Here is a 650-nt window from a genome sequence, read left to right as displayed (position 1 = left end):
GAGGTGGAGCAAAACTTTAAAACCGGTCTCAGTTCGGATTGTAGGCTGAAACTCGCCTACATGAAGCTGGAGTTACTAGTAATCGCGAATCAGCATGTCGCGGTGAATACGTTCCCGGGCCTTGTACACACCGCCCGTCACACCATGAGAGTTGGCAATACCCAAAGTTCGTGAGCTAACCGCAAGGAGGCAGCGACCTAAGGTAGGGTCAGCGATTGGGGTGAAGTCGTAACAAGGTAGCCGTAGGAGAACCTGCGGCTGGATCACCTCCTTTCTATGGAGAAATCTAGCAAACAAGAAGTTTGACTAGTAAATAAAAAATTCGGAAAAGACGAATTTCTTGTTTAAAAGAAGGTTTCGGTTGTTTATATCCTGTTCAATTTTGAGAAACCATAGTTTCTCTTTTGTTCTTTGAAAATTGCACATTGAAATAAATTGTTGATACAACAAAGCCAAGAAAATGTATTTTAAATACTATTCTTTGTGACTAATTCAAGATTGTAAAATCTGAAACATGACTAATTAATAGGTCAAGCTACAAAGGGCGTATGGTGAATGCCTTGGCATCAGGAGCCGATGAAGGACGTGATAAGCTGCGATAAGCTTCGGGTAGGCGCACATAGCCAGAGATCCGAAGATTTCCGAATGAG

The 650-nt window shown here is 42.6% G+C and carries 2 rRNA genes; both read left to right on the top strand.

Annotation, left to right across the window (positions count from 1 at the left end):
* Positions 1 to 274: ribosomal RNA gene (locus tag CLTHE_RS01535) — 16S ribosomal RNA — on the top strand; the annotation flags it as partial.
* Positions 275 to 528: 254 nt separating this feature from the next.
* Positions 529 to 650 (top strand): 23S ribosomal RNA (locus CLTHE_RS01530); the annotation flags it as partial.

This window comes from Clostridium thermobutyricum DSM 4928, from assembly GCF_002050515.1.
GTDB lineage: Bacteria > Bacillota > Clostridia > Clostridiales > Clostridiaceae > Clostridium > Clostridium thermobutyricum.
Note: the sequence above shows the minus strand (reverse complement) of the source record. Positions and strands in the feature narration are given on the sequence as shown.